This is a genomic window from Bartonella bacilliformis Ver097 (assembly GCF_000709795.1).
Lineage (GTDB): Bacteria > Pseudomonadota > Alphaproteobacteria > Rhizobiales > Rhizobiaceae > Bartonella > Bartonella bacilliformis_A.
This window is the reverse complement of the sequence record NZ_KL503803.1, coordinates 246,760-266,071: the sequence shown is the minus strand read 5'-3', so window position 1 is coordinate 266,071 and position 19,312 is coordinate 246,760. Positions and strand designations below refer to the sequence as shown.

The following is a 19,312-nucleotide window of genomic DNA, read 5'->3' as shown; positions in this document are numbered from 1 at the left end:
CAACACCCCAAATATAATCCGAAATAAGATTATATTTTTAAAAATTCACTCTGAACGAATCGTTGCAGGATCAACTTTAATCCCGATACCCATAGTTGAAGACACTGCAACTCGCTTAATATATTCACCTTTTGCACCTTGTGGCTTAGCCTTAATAACCGCACTAGCAAAGGCTTTAATATTCTCTACAAGCTGTTCAGCTCCAAAAGAAGCCTTACCAACACCAGCGTGCACAATTCCAGCCTTTTCAACACGAAATTCAACAGCTCCTCCTTTAGACGCTTTAACAGCACCAGCAATATCCGTTGTCACAGTTCCAACTTTGGGATTTGGCATTAAACTTCTTGGACCAAGAACCTTACCGAGACGACCAACAAGAGGCATCATATCTGGTGTTGCAATACAACGATCAAAACTTATCGTCCCACAGTTAACTGTCTCAAACAAATCTTCGGCACCAATAATATCAGCACCAGCAGCTTTAGCCTCTTCAGCTTTGTCACCACGCGCAAAAACAGCAACACGAATATTTTTTCCCGTTCCATTAGGCAGATGAGCAACACCACGCACCATCTGATCTGCATGACGAGGATCGACACCCAAATTCATCGAAATCTCTATCGTTTCATCAAATTTAGCCACTGCACGCTCTTTAACCATCAAAACAGCATCTGTTAAAGCATAAAGTTCATTAAAATTAATGCCTTCACGAATTTTCTTTATTCTTTTCACTACTTTTACCATAACATTAGCCTACCACTTCTAAACCCATAGAGCGAGCAGAACCTTCAATCATGCGCATCGCTGCTTCAATATCATTTGCGTTAAGATCTTTCATTTTCGCTTCTGCGATTGAATGAATTTTGTCACGAGATATAGTCCCTACAAACACCTTACCAGGCTCTTTTGAACCAGATTTCAAATTTGCTTCTTTTTTCAAAAAAAAGGACACAGGAGGCGTCTTTAAAGAAAATGTGAAAGATTTATCTTGATAATAAGTAATAACTACTGGAATTGGCGCTCCCTTTTCCATCTCTTGCGTAGCTGCATTAAAAGCTTTACAAAACTCCATTATATTAATACCACGCTGCCCAAGAGCAGGACCTATTGGCGGAGAAGGAGTAGCTGTTCCTGCTGGAACTTGCAATTTTAACTGACCTGCACTTTTTTTTGCCATAATAATCTGCCTTTACTTAACATCGGTAAACTGGCACTTCATTATGCCAAATACCCACTGCAGTTGGGTGGTCTGGGTCATTAAGCTGGCAAAAACCATAAAATCACCTTCCACCTATCATTTAAAGTGATAAAAAATCACTTCAATTTCAATCAAAGTTTTTCAACTTGACCAAATTCTAAATCAACAGGCGTAGGACGCCCAAAAATTAGCACCTCAACTTTAAGACGAGAACGATCTTCTTCAACTTCCTGAACAACACCATTAAACGAAACAAAAGGCCCATCAGCTATTCGTACCTGCTCACCAACTTCAAATGTAACAGAGGATTTCGGAGATTCAACGCCTTCCTGAACCTGTTTCAGAATTTGCTCAGCCTCTCTATCAGAAATAGGAACAGGTCGTGCATCTGAACCTAAAAAACCAGCTACTTTAGGAGTATTATTAATAAGATGATAAACCTCATCCGTCAATTCAGCACAAACAAGAACATAACCAGGAAAAAATTTGCGCTCAGAATCAACTTTACGCCCCCGACGAACTTCAACAACACGCTCTATTGGAACAAAAATCTTTTTGAACAAATGATCAAGCCCTTTTTTCTTCGCCTCTTTACTAATAGCCTCTGCCACTTTTTTTTCAAAATTCGAATATGCTTGAATAATATACCAACGAGCAACCACTGCTACACTTCCTTATAGGATTAACCAAAAATATACTTTAAGAAATCAATACCCTGCCACACACTAAAATTTATAACCTGATCTACAATAAAAAAGAAAGCTGAAGCAACTGCCGTCACTACCAACACCATAACAGTAGAAATAACCGTCTCACGACGTGTAGGCCACTTTATTTTCGTGATTTCTGCACGAACCTGTTTTAAGAAGGCAATTGGATTGGTCATGACATCATCAGTTACACTATATTCTTTCCAATTTTATTACAAATCATGCAATAAACAAATGATATAAAAATAAAAAAATCTCTTCCCCTCTTTATGAGGTCTTTTCATTTTCTATTTAATACCGATTCATATACAAAAAAACAAGTCTTATACAAAAAGTAAAAAAAGAAGTTAACCTTCTTCTTTACTTTTCACTCAGAGTAATACGACTAAAATGGCAATTAATACGGCAGGGGCAGCAGGATTTGAACCCGCGACCTACGGTTTTGGAGACCGCCGCTCTACCAACTGAGCTATACCCCTAACTCTTAAGAAAAAACCAAAGACGCTCCTAAACAATTATTTTAATTACTCGATGATTTTAGAAACGATACCAGCCCCAACAGTACGACCCCCTTCACGGATCGCAAAACGAAGCTTCTCTTCCATGGCAATAGGAACAATCAAAGATACATCCATCGCAACATTATCACCAGGCATAACCATTTCTGTCCCCTCAGGAAGCGTAACAATCCCTGTCACGTCTGTCGTACGAAAATAAAATTGAGGACGATAATTCGTAAAAAACGGCGTATGACGTCCACCTTCATCTTTCGTCAAAATATAAGCTTCTGCTTTAAATCTGGTATGCGGAGTCACTGAACCAGGTTTCGCCAAAACCTGACCACGCTCAATTCCCTCACGGTCAATACCACGAAGCAACGCACCAATATTATCACCCGCTTGACCTTGATCTAAAAGCTTGCGAAACATCTCAACACCAGTAACCGTCGTCTTAGACGTTGGACGTATCCCTACAATCTCAATTTCTTCACCAACTTTAATAACTCCACGCTCAACACGACCGGTCACAACCGTTCCACGCCCTGAAATCGAAAATACATCCTCAATCGGCATCAAAAATGGTTGATCAATTGGACGCTCAGGAGTCGGTATATATCTATCAACCTCACTCATCAAAAAACGAACAGCATCCTCTCCTATGCTTTTATCTGAATCCTCAAGAGCAGCTAATGCTGACCCCTTAACAATCGGTATATCATCTCCTGGAAAATCATATTTTGAAAGAAGCTCTCGAACCTCAAGCTCAACAAGCTCCAAAAGCTCAGCATCATCAACCTGATCAACTTTATTCAAAAAAACAACAATCGCAGGAACACCAACCTGACGCGCCAACAAAATATGCTCACGAGTTTGAGGCATCGGACCATCTGCTGCAGAAACCACCAGAATAGCACCATCCATTTGCGCTGCCCCTGTGATCATATTCTTCACATAATCTGCGTGCCCAGGACAATCAACATGCGCATAGTGACGCTGATCTGTTTCATATTCAACATGTGCAGTAGAAATGGTAATCCCACGCGCCCGCTCTTCAGGGGCCGCATCAATTTGATCATAGGCCTTAAATTCACCAAAATACTTCGTAATCGCTGCTGTCAACGACGTCTTACCATGATCAACATGACCAATTGTGCCAATATTAACATGCGGCTTCGTACGTTCAAATTTGCTCTTTGCCATCGCCGTCGATCTCTTGTCTCTTAGCACCTGTGAAACAGGTCTTCAGCACTAAACTCTACCGGGCTGATTACCAGTCCGACTATTATACCAAAAGACGAAAAAATCCGCCTCATTCATGATAGAAAAAACTCTACCACGATCTCTGCTTAATCCTCAAATATCTGGAGCGGGTAGCGGGAATCGAACCCGCATATTCAGCTTGGAAGGCTGCTGCTCTACCATTGAGCTATACCCGCATCCTAACTCGCTATCTGACAAATGGTGGAGGGGGTTGGATTCGAACCAACGTAGCATACGCAACGGATTTACAGTCCGCCCCCTTTAACCACTCGGGCACCCCTCCATTAAATCAGTAGAGTTTTGCGAAAACCATCACCATAACTAATAACAATTTTTCTAAAATCAAAGTTAGTTGCGCAGCGGTTATGACGATTAGTCTTGTATCTGTCAACAAAATAAATACAATTTTATACAAATTTCCTAATAATAATCTAAATTTATCTTTATTTTTTACCAATATTTTCGATTAACGGGTTATAAGAAAAATATGATAGAAAAAGCACGTAAAAATTCTTATTTTGCAAACCTTCGTCGCCAATATCGTGATACAAAGGGTTTCATTTCCTCACCTTCAGCACGTTTCAAATACGGCCCTTCTCCATTAATAGCAGGAAAAATCCGTCTTTATGGTATCCATGCGGTTAATGCAGGTCTTCAAAATCCTAATAGAGTCTTAAAATGTCTTTATGTCACACCAAACGCCTTAAAACGGCTAAATATAGTTGAATCAAACCTACCTTGTCCTCTAGAATTGTGCTCGCCTAAAAAACTGGATACCCTTATTGGAAGTGACGCAGTGCATCAAGGTGTTGTCTTAGAGACTGAACCTCTCAAACCACGCCATTTATCCGAACTCACTCATTCTGATCTTGTTGTTGTAATGGATCAAATTACTGATCCCCATAATGTTGGCGCCATCATGCGTTCTGCCGTTGCATTTAAAGCTGGAGCACTCATTACCACTCATCGCCACTCACCACAAGAAAGCGGTGTACTTGCTAAAGCAGCTTCTGGAGCTTTGGAAATGATCGATTATATTACTGTATGTAACCTCGCTGAAGCACTTAAAGAACTCCATAAAGCTGATTTTATTAGCTTTGGACTTGATTCAGAGGGTGAAAAACCACTAGAGATCGCATTAACAGGTCAAAAAATTGCCCTAATCTTAGGAGCAGAGGGAAAAGGTTTGCGCAAAAAAACACGCGAAACTGTTTGCACATTGGCACGCCTTGATATGCCTGGAAATATTAAATCATTAAATGTTTCAAATGCAGCAACAATTGCTCTCTACGCAACTCATAAATATCTTAGACCGTAATTTTTGATTTTCTCCATGGAATGTTAAAAAAACTAATCAATAAAAATCCTGAAATCAGACCACCAACATGAGCTTCCCATGCTATTGAAACATTATCTTCTTCGCTAAAATATGGAAATATGCCTGTGATAAAATTAATCATAAACCACACACCAAGATAAATAAGTACAGTCCTTGAATGAAGAGCTTCCCTGATCGACAATAAAGGTCTCTCAAATTTTCCATCTCTTGTACTAGAATTAGAACAAGTAGAAAAAAAGTAACGTACAGCAGCTCCCATCATTCCAAAAATCGCACCTGATGCTCCAATAAGCGGTATTTCACTGTTTTGATGAAAAATAAAATAAGTCAATACAGATGCAACTGCTGTTAAGACCCAAAAAATTAAAAAACGTAAATTGCCTAAATGCCTTACCAAAGGAGACCCAAAGACCAAAAGCCAAATCATATTAAGAGCAATATGTCTTAAACTACCGTGCATAAATGAATAACTAACAACAGTATGAAAACAGCCTACAGGATCAGCCTTGAAAAAAACCGGTATAAATGCAAATAACACAAAAATTCTAGCATGAAGCTGATCAGAAACAAAATGAGAAACAAAATAAATGAAAAAACAAAATGCTATCAAAAAAATTATAATAAAAGGAACATTTAATAACGGTTCTTTAGGCCGATTTTGTGAAAATAAAGCATCATCATATTGAGAATGAGTAATTTTCATTTTACATACAATCTCCACTATAAAAAAATCTCAGTATGCCAACTGTAATAATGAAAAAATCATCAACTCTAGACTTTTCTAGTGTGCACTTCTCAATATCGGATATCACTTGCGTGGTAAAACTTGCATCTTAGACAAAACACGCCGAAAAGAACGTGCATCAAGAAAACCATTTACAGAATTACCACGCCCTATCAATTGAAACTTAAAGCCCGTACGTGCATATGTATGAAATTCATCTTCAGGGATAAACAAGCGTCCCTTTTCAGACACTATACAACCAATAACACACATAATTACTATTTCCCTCCTGGAATATAACGATAATTGCGATTTTGAGACCATGCTAAAGTTAAATTAAGATCACCTGAATTAGTTGAAGTTGTTGTTATATCAAGAACATACCCTTGATTACTAATCCACCTCGCTTGCATCTCAAACAGAATTAAAGGATTATGGGCGTAATAGAAATTTCCTGAACTTACTTCTGTGACCTATATATCATAATTATGATAATTGGCACCTTACCAGAGTTATCATAAGTGCAGCAGCTAATAATTTTTTGTTAAATGTAAAGGTATGCATATCATTGATTCCTTCAAGAAAAAAGTGACCATTACAGTTTAAAAAACTATCCTTGTGTCAAGCTTACATAAAATTAACAACACTCACTGAAAAAAATTAAAAACCTTTTCCTGCATGCAATTTTATTCTAAGAATAATTACTTTTAAAATCATTCAGCGGGAAAGTTAACGATATTTTATTTGCAATCTTTTAGCCATACATCATAAATAGGATGCTCAACTGCATTCAAACCAGGACTATCTGCCAATATCCACCCCGTAAAAATACGTCGCGTTTTTTTATCTAACATTACTTCATTGACTTCAATAAAACTAGTTGTACGAGCGGGCTCACCCTCAGAACTTGTATAACACACTCGTGGTGTTACTTGCAAAGCACCAAATTGATAAACCTCATCAATAGCAACCTCAAAACGAGTAGTTCGACCAGTAATTTTATCAAGGCCAGAAAAAACAGCAATCGTATTGCTAACACGTTTTGCTTGCATATTCCCTACCCACAACACCCCCCCCATCATTCCCATTAAAAAAACGCAAGAAAAATGCCTGAATTTTGATACTAAACAAAATTTCATAAACACCACATCAATTAATTCAAATAAACAATTTCGGCTCTAAATATAGCCAGTTAAGGAAATAAAATAACATATCAATTAAAACACTCTATTTTTTAGGAAACCATGCATCATAATCTTTACGCGCAGAAAGATGCTCAGCATTATAAGCGATAGATCCTTTTGGTCGATATGCTTTTCTTGTTCCTGTCATGTTTTGACTATGAGGTTTTTCCCACTCATATGCTTTATAATTCTCTTCTGTAGGTGGCATATCACAACGATGATGAATCCAGCCATGCCAACCTGAAGGAATAGTAGAAGCCTCAGAAAAATCTTTATAAATCACCCAACGGCGCGGATAACCATCTTTATGACGACCGCCTTCATAATAAATATTGCCAAACTGATCTTCTCCTATACGCTTCCCCTTGCGCCACGTAAAAAAGCGCGTATTAATGGTATTACCATTCCACCACGTAAAGATTTGTTTTAAAAAGCCAGCCATTTTCTCTATTTCACTTCTCTAGTGCAAATAAGCTTAATCATCGAAGTAAACTCACATCACTCTTAAAATCACCAAAGGCAAGAAAACTCTTACGAAATACCATTAAAAACTCTTTCAAACAACAAACTTTCAATTTTTATTGTTCTCCCTCTGAGAAAATATCAGACTAGAAATATTTTCTACTTTACGAGATTAATCTATTTCAAATTTCATTTTAATCAGTTTATTAACAGTTTGAGGATTAGCTTTGCCTCCTGTTTTCTTCATAACTTGCCCAATAAACCAACCAATTAAAGCAGGTTTTTCTTTTGCTTGAGAAACTTTATCCGGGTTACTAGCCATAATTTCATCAACAGCGCTTTGAATAGTCCCTGTATCTGTCACCTGCTTCATACCACGTTCTTCCACAATTTGACGTGGATCCCCCCCTTTATGCCAAATAATCTCAAATAAATCCTTGGCAATTTTTCCAGAAATAATCCCTTCTTCTATCAGATCAATAATTGCTCCTAATTGGTCTGGTTTAACTGGCGTATCTTCAATTTTACAATTATTTTTGTTCAAAGCACCTAAAAGATCATTGATCACCCAATTAGCAACCATTTTTCCATCACGCCCACGTGCTACTTTTTGAAAATAATCAGCAATTTCTTTTTCTGTTATGAGAATAGAAGCATCATAAACAGTCAATCCCATGTCATTGATAAAACGCGCTTTTATATCATCCGGAAGCTCCGGCAATTCTGAAGCTAAAGCATCAACAAACGCTTGATCAAATTCCAACGGCAACAGATCAGGATCAGGAAAATAACGATAGTCATGAGCCTCTTCCTTTAAACGTATAGACCGCGTTTCACATTTAGCTGCATCAAAGAGCCGAGTCTCTGGATCTATTACACCGCCATCTTCTAGCACTGCAATTTGACGACGTGCTTCATACTCTATCGCTTGACCAATAAAACGAATAGAATTAACATTCTTAATTTCACAACGAGTTCCCAAAGGCTCCCCAGGACGGCGAACTGATACGTTGACATCTGCACGTATAGAGCCCTCATCCATATTGCCATCACAAGTACCCAAATAGCGAAGAATCATCCGCAATTTTGTTATATAAGCTTTCGCTTCTTCTGATGAACGTATATCAGGCTTGGAAACAATTTCCATTAAGGCTACACCAGAACGATTAAGATCTACAAAAGACATGGTTGGATGCTGATCATGTATCGATTTTCCAGCATCTTGCTCAAGATGAAGCCTCTCAATTCCAATTTCAACATCCTCAAATTGACCATTTGAATCTGGCCCAATTGATATAGTGACTTTTCCTTCACCGACGATCGGATAATGAAACTGTGAAATCTGATATCCCTGTGGTAAATCTGGATAAAAATAATTCTTACGATCAAAAACAGATTTCAAATTAATTTGAGCTTTTAGCCCTAAACCAGTTCGAATAGCTTGGCGAATACATTCTTGATTAACAACAGGCAACATACCAGGCATAGCTGCATCAATAAGCGATACATGATTATTTGGTTCAGCACCAAATTTTGTTGATGCACCCGAAAAAAGTTTCGAATCTGATACAATCTGTGCATGAACCTCCATGCCAATAACAACCTCCCAATCACCTGTAGATCCAGGAATAAAGCGCTTAGGATCAGATGTACGAATATCAATCATTTGCATTGGTTAATCCATTATCAATATTTTAACATACTCAACGGCTAATCTACAATTGCCATTAGGGCAAACATAGCACAAAAAACTAATAAAAGGCTCAGTTTTATTAGATCCATTCTATCAGTTCACAAATTACGCTTTTAGGTGTCTTTTTTGGCTACATCTTCCTATTCTTTTACACTTTTTTTCCACTATAGATCTTTTTTTTAACTGCGGTAGATTCTTTGTTATCTGAAGCAGCTGTTTTCCTAACTGAGCTTTTTTTGATTGCATCTGATTCATCAAATTCTTTCATCAATTCTTCGACTGTTACTTTTTCATCTTTAATTTTTATATGTGTCAGTAAATAATCAATAACTTTTTCTTCAAAAATAGGTGCACGTAAATTCGCGATAGCTTCTGGCGTACGACGAAAAAAATCCATAATTTCTTTTTCTTTCCCAGGATATTGGTGAACCTGCTCAAAAATTGCTGTTTGTAACTCACTTTCACTGACTTGAATATTAGCTTTCATCCCAATTTCAGAAAGCACTAAACCAAGACGAACACGACGCTGCGCAAGCATATGATATTCTTCCCGTGCTTTTTCTTCTGTAGTATTTTCATCTTCAAAACTTCTACCCGACTTTTGTAAATCGCTATTAACTTGAGCCCATATATTATTAAATTCAATTTCTACAAGACGTTCAGGAATCACGAAATTATAATCAGCATCTAATGAATCAAGAATTTGACGCTTAATTTTTTGACGCGTCATTAAGCCATATTGATTTTCAATCTGCCCTCGAACAACTTCACGCAAACGGTCGAGAGATTCTAAACCAAGCTTTTTAGCTGCTTCATCATCAATTTTTAGCTCATCTGGTTTGGATACAGCCTTAACAGTGATGTCAAAAACTGCATCTTTACCAGCTAAATGTGCAACACCATAATTATCAGGGAACTTAACAGAAATCGCTTTTGTATCACCAGCTTTTACACCAACTAACTGTTTCTCAAAGCCAGGAATAAATTGGTTCAAGCCAAGAACCAATTGCACATCATGACCTGTTCCACCATCAAATGAGACATCATCAATTTTTCCGAGATAATCGATTGTAACGCGATCACCATCTTCAGAAGGACCATCCCCTTCCAAATAACTACGAGTAGAAGAAAGGATTTTTTTTACTTCCTCATCAATCTCCTGTTCAGAAACATCAGCAATTTCACGAGTGATTTCTATATCTTTAAAATCTTTAATTTCAAATTCTGGCAAAACTTCATATTTTAAATTGAAAATAAAATCGGCCTCGCCATTTAGAACTTTTTGATCTTCATTGATGTCAATTTGTGGTTGCACTGCTGAACGTTCATTGCGATCAACCAAAATAGAACGAGGAGCATCATTAATGATTTCATTCAAAACTTCAACCATAAAAGATTTACCGTACATTTTTCGTAAATAACTAAAAGGCACTTTACCAGGGCGAAAACCATTCAACTTGATTTTCCCCTTAGTATCATCCAATCGTTCATTTAACTTCGCTTCCAAATCTTTCATTGGAATCACGACTTGAATTTCGCGCTTCAGTCCTTCATTAATTGTCTCGGTAACCTGCATCGAACAACCTTCATTTCTTTGAGGAGGCTCATAACCTCGCTCCGGGAACAACGATATCCAACACTATGTGCCAGACCAACATGCTAACACTTGAATGTCCAGTTTACATGAAATGGATTTTCAAAATATTCGGAAATCCGTTGCATACAAAGCAATCGCCTTGGTGCGGGTGGAGGGACTCGAACCCCCACAGTTTCCCGCCAGAACCTAAATCTGGTGCGTCTACCAATTTCGCCACACCCGCTTAAACCTGTAAACCAATAATCTCATACAAGCGGTGTTTCTATACCATTCAATTTCAACCAATCAAAGAAAAAAACTAGAAATATATTTTTTCACAAAATTTATAGATAAAAAATCTATGCTTTTCAGACAACATTGCTTTTGCTAAAGTTAAATCATGTTAAATAAATTAAATCTCCCAATCCATATCATCGGCGGTGGTTTAGCAGGAAGTGAAGCAAGTTGGCAAATTTCTCAATTAGGAATCCCTGTTATTTTGCACGAAATGCGACCACAAAGACTATCTGAAGCTCACAAAACCGATAAACTTGCAGAACTCGTCTGTTCAAATTCATTCCGTTCGGATGATTCATTAACAAATGCTGTAGGACTTTTACATGCTGAAATGCGATTAGCTAAATCCCTAATTATGAAAGCTGCAGATGCCAATAAAGTGCCAGCTGGAAGCGCACTTGCTGTTGATCGTGATGGATTTTCTCAAACTGTTACAGAAGCACTCAAAAATCATCCTCTTATAACCATAAAACGTGAAGAAATCTATGATATTCCTGAAAACTGGCACAATGTTATTATTGCAACCGGTCCTCTTACTTCACCTGCACTTGCTCATGCAATACAAACAATAACAGGAACAGAAGCTCTTTCTTTTTTTGATGCCATTGCACCCATCATTTATACCGATAGCATTAATATGAATATTTGTTGGTATCAATCTCGCTATGACAAAATTGGTCCTGGAGGAACTGGCAAAGATTATATTAACTGCCCTCTCGATAAAAAACAATATGAAGCATTTATTCAAGCGTTAAAAGATGGAGAAAAAATAGAATTTCGTGAATTTGAAAATGTACCTTATTTTGATGGATGCTTACCAATCGAAGTTATGGCCGCACGTGGTGTTGAAACCTTAAGGCATGGTCCCATGAAACCTATGGGATTAACTAATACCCATACCCCTACAATTAAAGCTTATGCCATTGTACAATTACGGCAAGATAATATGCTTGGCACTCTCTATAATATGGTTGGCTTTCAAACAAAACTGAAATATAATGAACAAGTTCGTATCTTTAGAACAATCCCCGGTCTTGAAAAAGCAGAGTTTGCACGTCTTGGTGGTCTTCACCGCAATACCTACCTCGATTCACCAACCATTCTAGATGAAACTCTTCGTTTAAAGAAGAAACCTCAATTGCGTTTTGCTGGACAAATTACAGGTTGCGAAGGCTATGTAGAATCATCTGCAATAGGACTTCTTGCCGGACGCTTCGCTGTTGCTGAATATAATAATACTTACCCATCTTTGCCACCAAAAACTACAGCATTCGGAGCCCTTTTAAATCACATTACCAGCGGGCATATTGTAACTCAAGAAACAGAAAAACAATCCTTCCAACCAATGAATATCAATTTTGGTCTTTTTCCACCTATTGATTCTACAAATCATCAAAGAAAAACTATGCAACACAAAGAAAAAAAAATAGCAAAGAGGCGAGCTATCGTTGAACGAGCCTTAAATGATTGCACACGGTGGTTAAACAGATAAAAATAACTTTAAAATCAATTTTTGGACTTGATCTTAATAAAACACCTGTTGACTCACCTTCGATCTGTTTAAAAACTTTTAATCAGTACAGCACAAAAACCCTATTGCTCTTTCCAATTTTGAAAAAGAATGCCTGGACGAATATGAACACTCCAAGTAGAAGCTTTAACGTCTAAAAAATTTTCTCTCTATTTTAATAGCCTGTATATTAATGATTTACACACTGGTAAATCAATTATTTTGGGCTATCTATATCAATAAACACCAACTCTAGTTTAACACTTGTTAAACAGTTTAAGAGAAAAAACATTTTAAGTCTCTTAATTTAATGAAAGCTCATCATAAAATATAACTAGGATTATATCTTTTTCCCCTTGAAAAAATCGCTAATAACATTCTCTAAAATAATTAGCGATAATCAACAATAACTTTATGTAGAGCCAATAGCCAATACTCTAGTTATCATGGTAAATTCAACTATATAGATCAATCAGTATATTAGTCGAAAATCAAAATTACTATTTACACCCAAAATCAGCGCTCATAAACTGGCAATATCTTATCTGAAAACGTAAAGGATAAATGCCACACTCCCCCCCTGCTAACAACTCTTTATAAAATGCCTATCTTTGAAAAAAGACTAAAAAGCTTTCTTCAAAAAAACCCGCTTATTAATAAACCGGGTTTTTAAAACGGAATTCAAATTACCGTTTATTAACAGCTTCTTTAAGATTTTTGCCCGCAGAAAACTTAGGGACAGAACGCGCTGGAATATTAATTTCTGCACCTGTCGAAGGATTACGTCCCTTTGTAGCAGCACGCCGAGAAACTTCAAAAGAACCAAAACCTGGAAGACGCACATCACCCCCTTCTCCTAAAGCTTCTGTTACAGAAGCAATAAAGGCATCTAAAACAGAACCAGCTTGTGCTTTTGAGACACCTGCTTTTGCAGCAATGGAGTTAACCAATTCACTTTTATTCATTGAATATTTCCTTTCCTGTATCACCGGATATAACTTAACCGATTATGAGCAAGTTTATTGAAAACTGTAGTAAACTGAAGAATTATTTTATCTTAGTACATTGTTTTTTTAGCAATAATCACAGTTATTTACGTTTTTTTTATTTTTTTTCAAAAAAAATAAAGTCCTTTCCCAAAAAATGGCTTTCATTACTGTGAGAAATACAATTATAAATTCAAAAAATGAATCAATGTGCAACCGGTATGCTTTCATCATCGCTTCCTGTTCTAACAGTCGTAGATACTTTTTTAGAAGGATCTGTCCATTCAATAGCTTCAGGAAAGCAAACTAACGCATGCTTAAGTACTTCACTAACATGACTTACAGGAACAATTTCTATATTATTTTTGACATCATCAGGAATATCAACCAAATCCTTTGCATTTTCTTCAGGAATGAGAACTTTTTTAATTCCTCCCCGAAGAGCCGCAAGTAATTTTTCTTTCAATCCACCAATCGGTAAAACACGCCCACGCAAAGTAATTTCACCAGTCATTGCAATATCTTTATGAACAGCTATTTCCGTTAATACTGAAACAATTGCTGTCACCATTGCGATCCCAGCTGATGGACCATCCTTTGGTGTTGCTCCCTCTGGGACATGAACATGAATATCACGCTCTTCAAACAGCGTTGGCTCAATGCCAAAATCAACAGCACGAAAACGTACATAAGACGCCGCCGCAGAAATTGATTCTTTCATGATATCACGTAAATTTCCAGTCACAGTCATTTTGCCTTTACCAGGCATCATCACTCCTTCAATGGTCAACAATTCTCCACCAACTTCAGTCCATGCAAGCCCAGTAACAACACCAATCTGATTCTCCCCTTCAACTTGACCAAAGCGATAACGCTTTATTCCTAGAAAATCGCCAATATTATCTTCTGTAATTTCTATAGACTTCTGATTATTTTTAAGAATTTTTGTAACTGATTTGCGAGCTAATTTCATTACCTCACGCTCAAGGTTACGGACCCCAGCTTCACGTGTGTAGAACTGAATAATCGACCTTATTGCATCATCAGAAACACTGAACTCTTTTTTAGATAGAGAATGTTCCTTTAATACCTTTGGTAAAAGATGCCGTTTAGCAATCTCCATCTTTTCACATTCAGTATAACCTGCAATACGAATAATTTCCATTCGATCCATTAATGGCCCTGGAATGTTAAGCGTATTTGCAGTTGCAACAAACATCACATCGGAAAGATCATACTCTATTTCCAAATAGTGATCAATGAATGTACCATTTTGTTCAGGATCAAGCACTTCTAGTAAAGCTGATGAAGGATCCCCACGAAAATCTTGACCCATTTTATCAATTTCATCAAGCAAGAAAAGAGGATTGGTTTTTTTAGATTTTCTCATGGATTGAATAATTTTTCCAGGCATAGAACCAATATAAGTCCGACGATGTCCACGAATCTCTGATTCATCCCGGACCCCTCCTAATGAAATGCGAACATATTCACGACCTGTCGCCTTTGCTATAGAGCGTGCAAGTGATGTTTTTCCAACACCTGGAGGACCTAAGAGACAAATAATAGGACCTTTTATTTTCGATGATCGACTTTGTACTGCTAAATATTCAATGATTCGTTCTTTAATTTTCTCAAGACCAAAATGTTCATTTTCCATCACTTTTTCAGAAAAGTCCAAATCATTCTTAATTTTTGATTTTTTTCCCCAAGGTACAGCTAAAAGCCAATCAAGATAATTACGTACAACTGTTGCCTCTGCAGACATAGGAGACATATTACGTAATTTTCTAAGCTCTGCACCAGCCTTTGCACGTGCCTCCTTTGAAAGTTTTGTTCTTTTAATGCGTTCTTCTAACTCAGATAGTTCATCGCGACTATCGTCACTTGCTCCTAACTCTTTCTGAATAGCCTTCAACTGCTCATTCAAATAATATTCTCGTTGAGTTTTTTCCATCTGCCGTTTAACATGTGAGCGAATACGTTTTTCAACTTGTAAAACAGAAATTTCTCCTTCCATAAAGGAAAGTACACGCTCAAGACGATCACGTATAGACAACAAAGCCAAAATTTCCTGCTTATCCGAAAGTTTAATGACTAAATGGGAAGCAATAGTATCAGCGAGTTTAGAAGGATCATAAACCTGACTAACCGCACTTACAACTTCAGGAGAAATTTTCTTATTAAGTTTTACATATTTTTCAAAATAAACCATCACCGATCGAGAAAGAGCTTCAATCTCAACTTCATCTTCCTCAAATTCCTCTGTAATAGCTGCATAAACTTGATAATAATCTTCATTAGTGATGAATTGGCTAATTTTTGCACGCGCCGTACCTTCAACCAAAACCTTCACAGTCCCATCAGGAAGCTTTAAAAGCTGAAGAATATTAGCAACCGTACCAATATCATAAATATCTTCTGCTTTTGGATCATCATCAGCAGCATTTTTTTGCGTAGCCAATAATATTGGCTTATCTTCTGCCATTGTTTTTTCAAGAGCATGAATTGACTTTTCTCTGCCAACAAAAAGCGGAACAATCATATGTGGAAATACAACAATGTCACGGAGCGGTAAAACAGCGTAAAGCTCTCCCATCACCTTAGTCTCTTCATCAATATACTGCATATCTTACCTTTCTGGAATTGACGATTCCCTCACTCTATAAACCATCTCTAGAAAAACCTAGCCACCTATAATAAGTGAAGATGGTAACGATAGATAAATAAATCAAGAATCATATCACAATGCCCAGAGACATATATTCCAAATAGTGCCTATTATCGTTTATACAATAACCTTACATCACGCAGATACGTTTTCTTTATCTTCTACACGCTCTGAATAAATATAGAGAGGATGTGCCTTTCCTTCAACAACATCACTTGAAATCACTACCTTTTGAACACCTTCAAGAGCTGGTAATTCAAACATAGTATCAAGAAGAATTTTCTCCATAATCGAACGTAAACCACGAGCACCTGTTTTACGCTCAATCGCCTTATTAGCAATAGCGCGTAAAGCGTCTTCATGAAACGTTAATTCGACATTTTCCATCTCAAAAAGATGTTGATACTGCTTAACTAAAGCATTTTTTGGCTGTAACAAAATTCGAACAAGTGCATCAACATCTAAATCTTCCAAGGTAGCAATAATGGGAAGACGACCAATAAATTCTGGTATTAAACCAAACTTAACAAGGTCTTCAGGCTCTAAATCGTGAAAAATTTCACCAACGCGACGCTCATCTGGCGCTTTAATAGTAGCAGAAAAACCAATTGAAGTTTTTTCACCACGCCCCGAAATAATACGTTCCAAGCCAGCAAAAGCGCCCCCACAAATGAACAAAATATTTGTTGTATCAACTTGAAGAAATTCTTGCTGTGGATGCTTACGCCCACCTTGCGGAGGAACAGAGGCTATTGTCCCTTCCATAATTTTTAGCAATGCTTGCTGAACCCCCTCACCCGAAACGTCCCTTGTAATCGATGGATTATCAGCTTTACGAGAGATTTTATCAACTTCATCAATATACACGATACCACGCTGTGCACGTTCAACATTATAATCAGCGGATTGAAGAAGTTTCAAAATAATATTTTCAACATCTTCACCTACATAACCCGCTTCAGTCAAGGTCGTGGCATCTGCCATAGTAAAAGGTACATCAATGATGCGTGCCAATGTTTGTGCTAAATAAGTTTTTCCACATCCCGTTGGTCCAACAAGAAGAATATTTGATTTTGCTAACTCAATAGCATTATTTTTAGACTGATGTGCAAGACGCTTATAGTGATTATGAACAGCAACAGAAAGAACACGCTTTGCATATCGCTGCCCAATAACATAATCATCAAGAACCTCTATAATCTCTTGTGGAGTAGGAACACCATCACGCGTCTTAATACCTGAAGACTTATTTTCTTCATGAATAATATCCATACACAGCTCTACGCATTCATCACAGATAAATACAGTAGGTCCTGCAATGAGCTTACGCACTTCATGCTGACTTTTGCCGCAAAATGAGCAATAGAGTGTATTTTTTGGTTCGCTCCCACTATTGCTAACTTTGCTCATTTCACTTTCCTTTCACTCCAACACACAAACAGCTCGTCTCTATTAAAGAAGTTTTTCATAACCACAAATATAAAGACTATAAAAAATTAAGAACGCTACAATATTTTTAAATATTTACTATCTTCGTAGGATTTTATATTTAAAAATAGTTATTTTAAAGGCAATCCTTACATGTTTAATAAATGCTATTTTCTGTAAAAAACTCCCTAATCTTTCTCTTCTTTTTCAGTTTCTGCACGATATTGTATAACATCGTCAATCAAACCAAATATCTTAGCTTCTTCTGCTGTCATAAAATGATCACGATCAAGCGTGTTCTCAATAATTTCGTAATCCTGCCCTGTATGTTGGACATAAATTTCATTCAAATGCCGTTTCATCCTTATAATATCTTGTGCATGCCGTTCAATATCAGAAGCTTGACCTTGGAAACCACCAGATGGTTGATGTACCATAATACGTGCATTCGGCAATGAAAAACGATGCCCCTTTGCTCCTGCTGTTAAAAGTAGTGATCCCATAGATGCAGCTTGCCCCATACATAGTGTAGAAACAGGAGGACGAATAAACTGCATAGTATCATAAATCGCCATACCAGATGTCACTACACCACCGGGCGAATTGATATAAAGGCTAATCTCTTTTTTAGGATTTTCTGCTTCCAAAAAAAGTAACTGTGCACACACAAGCATCGCCATACTATCTTCAACAGGACCATTAATGAAAATAATTCGTTCTTTTAAGAGACGGGAAAAAATATCATAGGCTCTTTCTCCACGATTAGTCTGCTCGACAACCATAGGAACTAAACTTAAAGCTGTTTTTACCAAATCGCTCATGTTTTTTATTTCCACCAATCTAAAAATGTTACTTTACGCATTAATCATATTACTCATAGGCTAACAATACTCTCTTACGCAAGCCACAATCAATTATATTTCAAGTAGATTAAAATTTCAGTAATGTAAAAACAACAACAACAAACCTACTCAAACCAACCCTGCGCATCAGGGATACGTGACACTGCCCAATGATAAAAGCTCCCTTCTTGAGGTCTTTGAGTTGTCTTAGCTTTTCTATGAATATGAAAACCTATAAAGCGCAGATCTTCTAGCATTTTAATACCAAAAGCTGTATCAAAAATCCGTTCAGCTTTTCGTCCTGTCCAATAATAAAATGTCTCTTTTTCTTTTGCTTCATGGAAAAAATTATATTGTTTAGCTAATCGCGAAATACCATCATTACCAAATATCGTAACTCCAACCATTCTTGGTAAAATGGTTATTCCTCTTCTTTTTAACCAAAATGGCCTCCAAACACGACGTTTAAAACCCAACCAATGAGGAATAATTTCTGTACCCGCCAAATAATCCTCAAATGTCTTTATAATCGGATTATCAGGCGGTAAATACAGTGCAGAAACCCCAACTCTTGAAGCATTTTCTCTAGCTAACCAACTTTTACCTACTTCTGGATGAAACTGTTGAACAAGATAAACATCTGTATCTAACCAAACACCTTGTTTATATTTCATTAACATAACGGAGAAAATATCTGAAAACTGAACAATCGTATGATTATGTTGATGATTAAAAAAATTGGGATCAAGTCGATAAAATATTGAACGTGGCAAAATTGCTTGAGCTTCATGTAACTCAACGCCAATAGGTACATTTTGCACTCTTTCATAGCTGAAAAGCTTAACGCGTTGACCAGTTTTAACCATTGATGCTAGACAAAGCCTATCAACTAACCTTAATTGTTTACCATACCAAAAAGTACAAATATCCAT

The 19,312-nt window shown here is 37.1% G+C and carries 19 protein-coding genes and 4 tRNA genes; 2 read left to right on the top strand and 21 right to left on the bottom strand.

Going from position 1 to position 19,312, the window contains the following annotated elements:
- Positions 1-45: 45 nt before the first annotated feature.
- From rplA to H710_RS03255, 8 genes are all read right to left on the bottom strand, one after another.
- Positions 46-744, bottom strand: a complete 699-nt coding sequence (gene rplA, locus H710_RS03290; protein WP_041849423.1) for a 50S ribosomal protein L1 — start codon at positions 742-744, stop codon at positions 46-48.
- Positions 745-748: 4 nt separating this feature from the next.
- A complete protein-coding gene (gene rplK, locus H710_RS03285) occupies positions 749-1,177 on the bottom strand; it encodes a 50S ribosomal protein L11 (RefSeq protein WP_041849422.1) in 429 nt (142 codons plus the stop codon).
- 152 nt (positions 1,178-1,329) lie between these two features.
- On the bottom strand, positions 1,330-1,860 hold the full coding sequence (nusG, locus tag H710_RS03280) for a transcription termination/antitermination protein NusG (RefSeq protein ID WP_041849421.1): 531 nt from the start codon (positions 1,858-1,860) through the stop codon (positions 1,330-1,332).
- 20 nt (positions 1,861-1,880) lie between these two features.
- The gene (gene secE / locus H710_RS03275; protein WP_041849420.1) at positions 1,881-2,084 is read right to left on the bottom strand and encodes a preprotein translocase subunit SecE; all 204 of its coding nucleotides are present in this window, start codon (positions 2,082-2,084) and stop codon (positions 1,881-1,883) included.
- 230 nt (positions 2,085-2,314) lie between these two features.
- Positions 2,315-2,387: transfer RNA gene (locus H710_RS03270), tRNA-Trp, on the bottom strand.
- Between the two features lie 45 nt (positions 2,388-2,432).
- Entirely contained in the window at positions 2,433-3,608 is a 1,176-nt protein-coding gene (gene tuf / locus H710_RS03265) for an elongation factor Tu (RefSeq protein ID WP_041849419.1), read from the bottom strand.
- A 162-nt stretch (positions 3,609-3,770) separates the two neighbouring features.
- Positions 3,771-3,844, bottom strand: a tRNA-Gly gene (locus H710_RS03260).
- Between the two features lie 23 nt (positions 3,845-3,867).
- A tRNA-Tyr gene (locus tag H710_RS03255) sits at positions 3,868-3,951 on the bottom strand.
- A 204-nt stretch (positions 3,952-4,155) separates the two neighbouring features.
- Between H710_RS03255 and H710_RS03250 the strand changes: the two genes are divergently transcribed.
- The gene (locus tag H710_RS03250; protein WP_041849418.1) at positions 4,156-4,986 is read left to right on the top strand and encodes a TrmH family RNA methyltransferase; all 831 of its coding nucleotides are present in this window, start codon (positions 4,156-4,158) and stop codon (positions 4,984-4,986) included.
- On the opposite strand, the gene H710_RS03245 is transcribed toward H710_RS03250, so the two are convergent.
- From H710_RS03245 to H710_RS03215, 8 genes are all read right to left on the bottom strand, one after another.
- Positions 4,976-5,710, bottom strand: a complete 735-nt coding sequence (locus tag H710_RS03245) for a rhomboid family intramembrane serine protease (protein ID WP_041849417.1) — start codon at positions 5,708-5,710, stop codon at positions 4,976-4,978. The two genes, H710_RS03250 and H710_RS03245, sit on opposite strands and share 11 nt — an antisense overlap.
- A 105-nt stretch (positions 5,711-5,815) precedes the next feature.
- Positions 5,816-5,983 (bottom strand): hypothetical protein, encoded by a 168-nt coding sequence (locus H710_RS06345; protein WP_244875588.1) that lies wholly within the window; start codon positions 5,981-5,983, stop codon positions 5,816-5,818.
- A 26-nt stretch (positions 5,984-6,009) separates the two neighbouring features.
- Complete coding sequence (locus H710_RS06460) at positions 6,010-6,144, bottom strand: hypothetical protein (RefSeq protein WP_280508809.1); 135 nt, start codon at positions 6,142-6,144, stop codon at positions 6,010-6,012.
- A 327-nt stretch (positions 6,145-6,471) separates the two neighbouring features.
- Entirely contained in the window at positions 6,472-6,870 is a 399-nt protein-coding gene (locus H710_RS03235) for a DUF2155 domain-containing protein (protein WP_041849505.1), read from the bottom strand.
- Between the two features lie 88 nt (positions 6,871-6,958).
- Positions 6,959-7,357 carry an NADH:ubiquinone oxidoreductase subunit NDUFA12 gene (locus tag H710_RS03230; RefSeq protein WP_041849416.1) on the bottom strand — a complete coding sequence of 133 codons (399 nt, stop codon included), beginning with the start codon at positions 7,355-7,357 and terminating at the stop codon, positions 6,959-6,961.
- A gap of 192 nt (positions 7,358-7,549) precedes the next feature.
- Positions 7,550-9,049 carry an Asp-tRNA(Asn)/Glu-tRNA(Gln) amidotransferase subunit GatB gene (gene gatB, locus H710_RS03225; protein ID WP_041849415.1) on the bottom strand — a complete coding sequence of 500 codons (1,500 nt, stop codon included), beginning with the start codon at positions 9,047-9,049 and terminating at the stop codon, positions 7,550-7,552.
- A gap of 169 nt (positions 9,050-9,218) precedes the next feature.
- Complete coding sequence (tig, locus tag H710_RS03220) at positions 9,219-10,646, bottom strand: trigger factor (RefSeq protein WP_041849414.1); 1,428 nt, start codon at positions 10,644-10,646, stop codon at positions 9,219-9,221.
- Positions 10,647-10,807: 161 nt separating this feature from the next.
- A tRNA-Leu gene (locus H710_RS03215) sits at positions 10,808-10,890 on the bottom strand.
- A 156-nt stretch (positions 10,891-11,046) separates the two neighbouring features.
- Here H710_RS03215 and trmFO point away from each other — a divergent pair.
- Positions 11,047-12,435, top strand: a complete 1,389-nt coding sequence (trmFO, locus tag H710_RS03210; RefSeq protein ID WP_041849413.1) for a methylenetetrahydrofolate--tRNA-(uracil(54)-C(5))-methyltransferase (FADH(2)-oxidizing) TrmFO — start codon at positions 11,047-11,049, stop codon at positions 12,433-12,435.
- Between the two features lie 704 nt (positions 12,436-13,139).
- On the opposite strand, the gene H710_RS03205 is transcribed toward trmFO, so the two are convergent.
- The 5 genes from H710_RS03205 to H710_RS03185 form a co-directional block, all read right to left on the bottom strand.
- Positions 13,140-13,442 (bottom strand): HU family DNA-binding protein, encoded by a 303-nt coding sequence (locus tag H710_RS03205; RefSeq protein WP_172952859.1) that lies wholly within the window; start codon positions 13,440-13,442, stop codon positions 13,140-13,142.
- Positions 13,443-13,644: 202 nt separating this feature from the next.
- Positions 13,645-16,068: an endopeptidase La gene (gene lon, locus H710_RS03200; RefSeq protein ID WP_041849412.1), complete on the bottom strand. Its 2,424-nt coding sequence runs from the start codon at positions 16,066-16,068 to the stop codon at positions 13,645-13,647.
- 177 nt (positions 16,069-16,245) lie between these two features.
- Complete coding sequence (clpX, locus tag H710_RS03195) at positions 16,246-17,520, bottom strand: ATP-dependent Clp protease ATP-binding subunit ClpX (RefSeq protein ID WP_041849411.1); 1,275 nt, start codon at positions 17,518-17,520, stop codon at positions 16,246-16,248.
- 206 nt (positions 17,521-17,726) lie between these two features.
- Positions 17,727-18,359 carry an ATP-dependent Clp endopeptidase proteolytic subunit ClpP gene (gene clpP / locus H710_RS03190; protein WP_041849410.1) on the bottom strand — a complete coding sequence of 211 codons (633 nt, stop codon included), beginning with the start codon at positions 18,357-18,359 and terminating at the stop codon, positions 17,727-17,729.
- 146 nt (positions 18,360-18,505) lie between these two features.
- Positions 18,506-19,312 (bottom strand): hypothetical protein, encoded by an 807-nt coding sequence (locus tag H710_RS03185; protein ID WP_041849409.1) that lies wholly within the window; start codon positions 19,310-19,312, stop codon positions 18,506-18,508.

What these genes read in the sequence shown, in the direction of transcription:
- rplA (WP_041849423.1), bottom strand. Translation starts at nt 744, where the DNA reads ATGGTAAAAGTAGTGAAAAGAATAAAGAAAATTCGTGAAGGCATTAAT.
- rplK (WP_041849422.1), bottom strand. Translation starts at nt 1,177, where the DNA reads ATGGCAAAAAAAAGTGCAGGTCAGTTAAAATTGCAAGTTCCAGCAGGA.
- secE (WP_041849420.1), bottom strand. Translation starts at nt 2,084, where the DNA reads ATGACCAATCCAATTGCCTTCTTAAAACAGGTTCGTGCAGAAATCACG.
- tuf (WP_041849419.1), bottom strand. Translation starts at nt 3,608, where the DNA reads ATGGCAAAGAGCAAATTTGAACGTACGAAGCCGCATGTTAATATTGGC.
- H710_RS03250 (WP_041849418.1), top strand. Translation starts at nt 4,156, where the DNA reads ATGATAGAAAAAGCACGTAAAAATTCTTATTTTGCAAACCTTCGTCGC.
- H710_RS03245 (WP_041849417.1), bottom strand. Translation starts at nt 5,710, where the DNA reads ATGAAAATTACTCATTCTCAATATGATGATGCTTTATTTTCACAAAAT.
- H710_RS06460 (WP_280508809.1), bottom strand. Translation starts at nt 6,144, where the DNA reads ATGCAAGCGAGGTGGATTAGTAATCAAGGGTATGTTCTTGATATAACA.
- H710_RS03235 (WP_041849505.1), bottom strand. Translation starts at nt 6,870, where the DNA reads ATGAAATTTTGTTTAGTATCAAAATTCAGGCATTTTTCTTGCGTTTTT.
- H710_RS03230 (WP_041849416.1), bottom strand. Translation starts at nt 7,357, where the DNA reads ATGGCTGGCTTTTTAAAACAAATCTTTACGTGGTGGAATGGTAATACC.
- gatB (WP_041849415.1), bottom strand. Translation starts at nt 9,049, where the DNA reads ATGCAAATGATTGATATTCGTACATCTGATCCTAAGCGCTTTATTCCT.
- tig (WP_041849414.1), bottom strand. Translation starts at nt 10,646, where the DNA reads ATGCAGGTTACCGAGACAATTAATGAAGGACTGAAGCGCGAAATTCAA.
- trmFO (WP_041849413.1), top strand. Translation starts at nt 11,047, where the DNA reads ATGTTAAATAAATTAAATCTCCCAATCCATATCATCGGCGGTGGTTTA.
- lon (WP_041849412.1), bottom strand. Translation starts at nt 16,068, where the DNA reads ATGCAGTATATTGATGAAGAGACTAAGGTGATGGGAGAGCTTTACGCT.
- clpX (WP_041849411.1), bottom strand. Translation starts at nt 17,520, where the DNA reads ATGAGCAAAGTTAGCAATAGTGGGAGCGAACCAAAAAATACACTCTAT.
- clpP (WP_041849410.1), bottom strand. Translation starts at nt 18,359, where the DNA reads ATGAGCGATTTGGTAAAAACAGCTTTAAGTTTAGTTCCTATGGTTGTC.
- H710_RS03185 (WP_041849409.1), bottom strand. Translation starts at nt 19,312, where the DNA reads ATGGATATTTGTACTTTTTGGTATGGTAAACAATTAAGGTTAGTTGAT.